We start from the raw sequence: 8,509 nt of genomic DNA, 5'->3' as shown, positions 1-8,509 counted from the left end.
CGCAATCCAGCGTCTACATCGGCGCGCTGGATGAGCAGCTGGCCTCTAAAACACTTGCCGTAGATAAGCCAAACCTCGACTGCGTGCCGATCGGCGCGGTCGATGAGCATTGTCGTGTACCTTTCCGCGGCCGGCAAATCGCCGGCCAAAAAGGCGACGGGGCACGCGGATTGGGCGAGAGCGTTGCATAGGGAAAGCGTGTGATCGATGGACAATGCGTGTTCGATGCTATCCTTGACCGTACGCATCGCTTGATCGGCGAATCCCTGCAGCCAGAGAACTCGGGCCATCGTGATATTTGCCGTTGTGCTTTGCTCGAACTGAAAGCGGACCACATCTGAGTGGTGATCACGAGTGATGTAGTGAGAGAGCATGGGCTCGATGTGCTGCCGCGCACCTATCTGGTCCCCCAGGAAATGTAACGATGCGCCTACCATTCGATCGCCGACAGGCAGGTCAGCGCGATCGGCCTCCGTCGCGGCAAGGTTACGAAACTTGGTTGCAAGCTCGAGCGCCGCGGGGAAATCGCCGCTGTTTAAGCGTCCGGCCCACAGACCCCAGAGCGAACGCAGTGAATAGTCGGTATCACCGAACCTTTCGGCGAGTTCGAGGGCAATGGTCCACGCGAAGCCAGTATCCTGCACAGATGCTGTTAAAAAAAATCTCGACCAATCCAGCGCGGCGTATAGCTGCATCTTGCGGCGTTCGTCTTCGGTCGATCTAGGCTGGAAAGCGGCGAGCGCCTGTTCGACGCGTCCGCGACACTCGCTTATCAGCGACAATCGAAACCACATAGGCACTGCGGAGACGGTAAGAGCCACGCCGACCGCCGCGTCGCCTTTCGGCGAAAAAGCCCAGTCCAGGGCCGCACGTAGATCGTCGATGTGACGAGCATGCGTGGCCAGCCACTCGTCAGTCCGCTGCGATGTCCATTCTGCCCCCGCTTGCTCGAATAAATCCCTCTGATGCTCGGCATGACGGCGTACATATTGCTCGAGCTCGCCACTTTCGGCGAGCTTCTGTGCCGCGTATACGCGCAGCGTGTCCGACAATCGATATTGCACAACAGCGCCACCAACGTCTGCCGCCACGAGCGACTTCGCGACCAAATTGGCCAGATCATTCGGCACGTCGGAATTTGCAACCGAAGCCACTGCGCTTGCAGACTCCAACGTGAAGGCGCCGCGAAAGACCGATAGGCGGCGCAACAGTGCACGTTCGACTTCGGGCAGAAACTCGTAACTCCAGTCCAGCGCAGAAGTTAGCGTTCGATGTCGTGGCCGCACGGAACGCTTACCGTAGTTCAGGAGGTTAAGTTGACTGCTTAGCAGCAACGACAGTTGTCGAACACCAAAGGCCTCAATACGACTCGCAGCCAGCTCAATAGCGAGCGGCAGCCCTCCGAGCTTTCGACAGATTTCGGCAACGGCAGGCGCCTCAGCCTCTTCCAGCTCGAAACCTTCAAGCATCGCTGCCGCTCGCTCGACGAACAATTGGATCGAAGGAAATGAAAGAGCGTCCGAAGCTGTTATCCTCGATGGATTGGGCGGAACCCCGAGAGGCGGTAAGCGGTGCAATTGCTCGCCTTGCGCACGCAGCGGTTCCCGGCTGGTCGCCAAGATATGCACCTGCGGTGCGGCAGCCAAGATCTGCTCCGCCAATGCAGCTACTGCTCCGACCACGTGATCACATGTATCGAGCACGATCAGCATCCGTCTAATCCGCAGGTGCGCGACAAGCTCTGGGATCGGGTTCTCTGAATGCGTCTCAAGCCCCAGTGCGGAAGCGAGTGCACCTGCAACAAAATGCTCATCGTTAAGCGGTGCGAGATCAACAAACCAAATTCCGTGTTCATACGTCCCGATGACTGCCTCTGCGACGGTGAGGGCAACCGTTGTTTTGCCAACGCCGCCTTCCCCTACAATGGTGATTAACCGTTGTCGCGGAAACCGATCCAGCAGCGCACTGATGGTATCGCCTCGGCCCAGCGCTCGCGTATGTAGACTTGGCAGATTGTGCTTGCGATCAACCGCGGCGCTCGGTGGTGTTATCGGCTTTACTGCAGAGGAAAATTCGACTGGTGCTACGAAGGTATAGCCGCGTCCCTGAACAGTGGCCAAATAGCGCCGTCCTGGCTGTCCGTCACCAAGCGCTCTTCTGAGGGAGCAGATATGAAACTTAAGGCTATTTTCGTCGACCGTCGTGTCAGGCCAGACCCGGTCCATCAATTCATTCTTGCTAACCAGTTCACCGGAGCGCTCGGTAAGCGCGATCAATATTTCCAAGGCCCGGCCGCCGAGACGAACCGGGTTTTCATCCTCCATCAACAGCATCTGCCCCGGAAAGAGGCGAAATGGACCAAATGATGCTATGCGATCAGCGGAGGTCACGAGCTCCCTTCCATTTTCCTAGTCGCGCCTGACCCGCGTTTAGCTGCGATTATTTCTCCTTCGCCTACAGAATCTGCAACTCGATCTCCGTTCCGCACGATCCTAGATTCGAGCTAGTTACGCCGGACCGCGCAGCGAAACAAACGTGTGTAGATTGGCGCTCTGCGGGCGGTGAGCGCCCCGATTCAATCAAATTTTCCGGTGCGTGTCAGCGGGCTAGGTATTCGGAAGTCCCCAATTGTCAGTGGGGGGAACTCGCGCATCCCACCCTACTTCGCACGCAAGGAATCGGAATTAAATACAAAAAAAGCCATTGGCGGTCAGCGCCCTAGCCGAGTTTCCACGACAGCACAGCGAGATCAAACCCTGTTCGAAAACCTAGCCACCAGACGCCGGGCACCGTGATCATCGATACCAAAAACACATTCCTTTATTTCGTTCTGAACGACACGCAAGCAATGCGCTACGGCATCGGTGTTGGCCGCGAAGGTTTCACGTGGTCCGGTGAACAGACTGTGGCCCGTAAAACAGAATGGCCGGATTGGCGTCCACCTGCAGAGATGATTTCGCGTCAGCCTTATCTGCCGCGGTTTATGGCAGCCGGTCCCGGCAACCCGCTCGGCGCTCGGGCGATGTATCTGGGCGAGACCGAGTATAGAATTCACGGCACCAACAAGCCCGATACGATCGGGAAGCGGGTTTCGTCCGGCTGTATCCGGCTGACCAATGAGGACGTCGCGGACCTTTATGAGCGAGTGAAAGTCGGAGCGAAAGTGATCGTGCTTCCGGCAACCGCTGCCCGTCGACCATCCCAGGGCGCGCCGCCCGACGCCGCTTTCCGATCGCCGGACCCGGCATCGCCGTCGAACCGGCCCTCGGCAACCAACGCGCAGATGCTGTCATCTGGACCGAAGATCGCTGAGGCCCAATAACTCAGTCCTCCGCCCTCGGTCTGCAGCTGATGGACAAGGAGGTAATTCAAGTCCTCGCGTCGAGGTCGGCTTCAAGCCCATCGCTGCCGTTGACGCGGTATAGCTAGAAGTCCGTTCACAGGAACAGACCGGAAAGCCTGCGACCGAGAGGCAACAGAGGTTATTGACCCTTCGCGACATATTCCACCGCGACGCATCTTCGGTCGCTGACGGGGCACGGCGGAAATCGACAAGCTGACGTCTATTGCAGAGGGCGACGCCCGTGACCCAAAGGGGACGTGACAAGGCTGCCGTAACTTACGTAATATGACCGCCCAGAGGGTGACATGGGACGGCGGGGCACGAGACGGGTTTTCTATTCGAGAACATTTCAGCGATGACCATCGAAACACTCTCCGCCGAATATGGCTCTTGGCATCCAGGGTTAGAATCGGAAATACCGCGAGAGTACCTTCCTCTGTCGACAATGTTCAGAATCGAAAATGTTTCGACGACCATTTCAAAAGCGTACGAATTAAGCGACTACTGTAGCCTGCCGCCTACTGAATTAGTCGCATTTCGGGCCGAGCGATTGATTATACATGAACTGCTGATACACGTGACTACCACCATTTCTGTCCCCGATGGCGGGGATTACGAGGATTTGGGTCGAAACTTTCGTGAGATAACCTCAACTATTCTCAAACGGTATATTGCCCCTCATCGAGCGGAATTGGCGGAACGTTTCGATCGCTTTAGACACGCGGCGTCTGTCAGCATCGAGCGCGAGATTGCAAAGAGCTTCGCAGAGTCGAGATCGTCGGGTGAACGGCGATCAAGCCATTGGCGCCGCCGCCTATTCGGCACTGACAAACAACAACACCGGATCCCCTTTCCGGAGAATGATCCCGTGGAGCGCGACCGTTCGATAGCTTTTGGATGGCGGAAACAAGCAGAAGCGGCAACCGACCCGTTGGTTGCTGTCTGTTTCGATGCATTACACAGAATTGCAACGGGAATCATGGACCGACATGATCGGCTCGTAGGCGATAGGGCGCTGTTCGCCGAACTTGCTCTCACGTTGGTCTGTAATGGATATGGCAGCGAAGTTATTGGCGATGCAATCACCCCATTCATTGAAGAAGCGATTTCACGGGAGGGCTACAGGCAACTGCCGTGGCAACCACAACCGGTCGTCATGAACGTGAAGGGTGCATCTGCGTCAGGCGAAAGCACGATGCGTCCTTTACAGCGAACGCTTGCACGCAAGTTAAATTTTCGTTGGGAAGAGTTCGCCCTGATCAGTCCGGACATTTGGCGAAAATTTCTTCTGGACTACACGTCGCTCGGTGGCGCTTACAGATACGCGGCAATGCTAACAGGTCACGAGCTTGAGGTCATCGATCAGAAGCTTGACCGTCGAATGAAGGCCAAGGCTGCCAGCGGGGAGATTTCGCACTTACTGATCGACCGGTTTCGCTTTGACAGTTTTGTACCTGAGTACGGGGGAAAAGGGTCCAATAGGCTGCTGACGCGCTTCGGTAATTTAGTTTACATGTTTTTCTTGATTACACCGCCAGAAATGACCGTCGAGCGAGCTTGGAAACGAGGATTGAAGGTCGGTAGATATAAAGCCGTTGAGGACCTCCTAGCGCACAATATCGAAGCGTTTACTGGTATGCCTGAATTGTTCTTCACTTGGGCGCTGGCTGTCGGAAAGCGCGTTCACTACGAGTTTCTCGATAACAGTGTACCCGAGGGCCAGCCTCCGCGAACCGTGGCATTTGGCTGGAATGGCGAAATGACCATCCTCGATGTTAAGAGCATGTTGGATATTGAAAGGTTCAGAAAGATAAACATCCGCGCTAAGGGACCAGAAGAAGTGTACCGCGGAAAGAATTTTGCACCTGAATGTAACACCGATTTTTTGAGGCGGTGTGTTCGCTGGATTCCAGTTATCAATTTCGCCAGTTACAAGACGGGTGCAGTCTACGCGCGAGTAGAACATGGGAGGTGGGTATGGCGCGACGATCAAGCTCTTGCCTGCGCGCTGAATGATCCTGATACGCGAGTCGGACTTGACGTAATCGCTCCAAAGATCAACGACTTGGAGTCTGACGTGAAAGGGTATCCGACAAATCTGGAGCTTGAGAAAGTGCACACCATTGGCTCTTGGGCCGAGGCTATTTACGGCTCAACCGCAGGTGCGGGATAGGCGGCACCCTTGTGGATGCGCGGCGCACCATGGCCCGCGGACCCGGGCGGCAAAGCCCATCGCCGCGCAAAGCGCCAACACTTAAAGTCAGCTTTTGGCCCTTCGCGACAGTTTGCGCAGCGCGGAGACATGTCCGCAGTTGCGGGTAGACCGGAAGTCTCGGGCTGCGGCGCAAACCGGCGCGATTGACCCAAAGGCGAAAATTTAACACGCATAGTAAGCTGGTTTCGGCGGGCATTCTGCAGACCTGGTGGAGCGGGCGATCATTTTGCTGCAGCTGGTTGGAAATCGGCCTAGCGCTAGATGATGTGACCGACCGTTTGGGGCGGTTGGGGGTCGCTCCGTAGTTGCGCAGGGGTTCAACGGAACCGAACCGGTTGGTCTGCGTTCCAGTAGAGTGTGTCCCAACCCATTTGGGGCTGGGATAGGATCGTATGGAAGAAACCTCAAACCGGTCGAAGCCACACAGACCAGCGACGGCCGCTACCGGCTACTCGTCGAGGCCACTGATTACGCGATCTATATGTTGGATCGCGAGGGTCGCGTGACCAGTTGGAACCCCGGCGCCAGGCGCTTCAAGGGTTATGAGGCGGATGAGATTATCGGCCGGCATTTCTCGACCTTTTACACCGAAGCTGAGCGGTCGCAGAACGTCCCCGCGCTGGCGCTGGCGGAGGCCGAGCGCACCGGCCGATTCGAGCGCGAAGGCTGGCGGGTCCGCAAGGACGGCACGCAGTTCTGGGCCCACGTTGTCATCGACGCGATCCGCTCGCCTGAGGGGAACCTTGTCGGCTTCGCCAAAATTACGCGTGACTTGACCGAGCGAAGGGCCGCCGAGACAAAACTGCGCGAAAGCGAAGAACAGTTTCGACTGCTGGTGCAGAGTGTTACTGACTACGCCATCTTCATGCTGGATGCCAGCGGCCACGTGGCGAGTTGGAACGCGGGTGCGCAGCACATCAAAGGCTATGCTCCTGAAGAGATAATTGGTCGGCACTTCTCCGACTTCTATACGGAAGCCGACCGTGCCGCCGGGCTTCCGGGGATCGGCTTGACGACGGCAACGCAAAACGGGCGCTGGGAGCACGAAGGTCAACGGGTCCGAAAGGATGGCAGTACCTTCTGGGCACACGTCGTGATCGACGCCATTCGGGACGAGGCCGGCAAGCTCCTCGGCTTCGCTAAGGTGACACGGGATATCACCGAACGCCGCGAGGCAGAGGCCGCACTCCAAGCGGCCCAGGCGACAATGTTGCGTTCGCAGAAGCTGGAGGCGATCGGGCAACTTACCGGCGGCGTTGCTCACGACTTCAACAACTTGCTGCAGGTCATCAGTGGAAACCTGCAACTGCTGAGCAAAGACATCGCGGGTAATGCCCGGGCCGAGATGCGGGTCCAAAGCGCCCTCGCAGGTGTTGCCCGCGGTTCGAAACTTGCCTCTCAATTGCTTGCCTTCGCGAGGCGGCAACCGCTGGAACCAAGGGTGGTGAACGCCGGTCGTCTAATCAAGAACATGGATGAGATGCTTCGTCGCGCCCTCGGTGGAGAGATCGAAGTCGAGACGGTGGTCGCGGGTGGGCTGTGGAACAGCCTCGTCGACCCGGATCAATTGGAAAATGCGGTCTTGAACCTCGCAATCAACGCCCGCGACGCCATGAACGGCGAAGGTCGGCTGACGATTGAAGCGAGCAATGCCTTCCTGGACGACGAATATGTCCGTCAGCATGCCGAATTGTCTGCGGGACAATATGTGATGATCGCGGTGACCGATACGGGCACGGGCATTCCGCCCGACATTCTGGAACGGGTCTATGAACCATTCTTCACAACCAAGACGGAGGACAAGGGCACGGGCCTCGGCCTGGCTATGGTTTACGGCTTCCTCAAGCAGTCGGGCGGACACGTTAAAATCTACAGCGAGGTAGGCGCCGGGACTACGGTCAAACTATACTTCCCGCGGGCGGTAGCAAGCGAAGACACTCTGGTCGGGGCTCCGTCCGGCGAGGTTCAAGGCGGACAGGAAACCATCCTCGTGGTTGAGGATGACGATGAGGTTCGCGAGGTCGCGGTCTCGATGCTTACCGAGCTCGGCTACCGCGTGGTCAAGGCGCGAGATGCGGCGAGCGCCCTTGTCGTCGTCGACAGCGGCATTCCGATAGACCTGATATTTACCGACGTCATGATGCCCGGCAGCCTGCGTAGCCCGGACTTGGCGCGAAAGACCAAGGAGCGCTTGCCCAATGTCGCCGTACTATTCACATCCGGCTATACTCAGAACGCCATCGTGCACGGCGGCCGGCTCGATCCCGGGGTGGAACTCCTGGCCAAGCCTTACACACGCGAGGCGCTCGCGCGGAAAATCAGGCACGTGTTGGCGAACCAAGCTCAAAGGCGCGTCGCTCAGGGCTCGCAACACTCGGCGAATGAAAAGTCTGTCAAGGATGCCACGGTGTTGCTCGTCGAAGACGACGACCTCATACGCCTTACAACGATGGAGATGCTGAGGGATATCGGATGCGAGGTAAAAGAGGCCAGCACGGCTCAAGAGGCCTTGAAGATCCTACATGAGCAATCAGTGGACATTTTACTTACGGATGTCGGCCTCCCCGGAGTTTCCGGTCTGCAGCTCGCAAGAGACGCGTACGCGCGCCTGCCCAATCTGCGCGTAGTTCTCGCGACAGGTGACAGCGGAGTGAAATCCGAAGCCGCACGGTTGGGCGCGATATTCATCGTGAAGCCTTATAGCCCGGAATCTCTTCGCCAGGGGTTGGAACATGCGGTGAGGATGCGTCACTGAATGGATGAGGTCTCGCTTGGCTAAGTGGTGAAGGTGCAGTGAATAAGCGCCAAGACTTGACTCTCATCGCCTTCCAACATTCCCCCCACGCGCTGAATTACAGAAAGGCCGGCGCTATGTCGGCTGATGTGCCCGAGCCGACCAACGCTCAAGCCGTTGTTACGTCCGCTGTCGGTGGCAGACCGGACGCCTGTCC

The 8,509-nt window shown here is 57.4% G+C and carries 3 protein-coding genes and 1 pseudogene; 3 read left to right on the top strand and 1 reads right to left on the bottom strand.

The features are described from left to right. Window positions 1-2,390, bottom strand: a 2,390-nt coding sequence (locus tag AC5ZG5_RS39955; protein ID WP_496165515.1) for an ATP-binding protein, incomplete at its 3' end; no start/stop codon positions are given. 380 nt (window positions 2,391-2,770) lie between these two features. Here AC5ZG5_RS39955 and AC5ZG5_RS39950 point away from each other — a divergent pair. The 3 genes and pseudogenes from AC5ZG5_RS39950 to AC5ZG5_RS39940 all read left to right on the top strand — a co-directional run. Continuing rightward, window positions 2,771-3,322: pseudogene (locus AC5ZG5_RS39950) on the top strand (L,D-transpeptidase); the annotation flags it as partial. A gap of 376 nt (window positions 3,323-3,698) precedes the next feature. Continuing rightward, a complete protein-coding gene (locus tag AC5ZG5_RS39945) occupies window positions 3,699-5,516 on the top strand; it encodes a hypothetical protein (protein ID WP_456647103.1) in 1,818 nt (605 codons plus the stop codon). 424 nt (window positions 5,517-5,940) lie between these two features. Further along, window positions 5,941-8,313, top strand: coding sequence for a hybrid sensor histidine kinase/response regulator (locus AC5ZG5_RS39940; RefSeq protein ID WP_456647104.1), 2,373 nt, complete (start codon window positions 5,941-5,943; stop codon window positions 8,311-8,313). Window positions 8,314-8,509: the final 196 nt, after the last annotated feature.

The sequence above is a fragment of the Bradyrhizobium sp. Ses1 genome, assembly GCF_059512365.1.
This window is presented reverse-complemented; position numbering and strand designations above follow the sequence as displayed.